Below are 243 nucleotides of genomic sequence, written 5' to 3'. Positions count from 1 at the left end.
CAGCCTGGGTGCCGACGTGGTGATCGATTACACCCAAGAGGATTACGTCGAAGCGATCATGCGCGAATCCGCCGGTCATGGCGTTGATGTGGTGTTCGACACCATCGGCGGCGATACCCTGTCCCGCAGTGCCGACGCGCTCGCCCAGCTTGGCCGCGTGGTCTCGATCGTCGATATCGCGCAGCCACAAAACCTCGTTCAGGCCTGGGGCAAGAACGCCAGCTACTATTTCGTCTTCACCCG

General features: G+C 61.3%; 1 protein-coding gene. It reads left to right on the top strand.

The window, feature by feature from the left end; translation table 11 throughout:
* The coding region (locus AAEY83_RS17950) for a zinc-binding dehydrogenase (RefSeq protein ID WP_351061397.1) at positions 1-243 on the top strand (243 nt) is incomplete at both ends.

Origin of the sequence: Psychrobacter sp. TB20-MNA-CIBAN-0197 (genome assembly GCF_040309765.1) — a bacterium.
In the GTDB taxonomy this organism is placed as follows: domain Bacteria; phylum Pseudomonadota; class Gammaproteobacteria; order Pseudomonadales; family Moraxellaceae; genus Psychrobacter; species Psychrobacter submarinus.
This window is presented reverse-complemented; position numbering and strand designations above follow the sequence as displayed.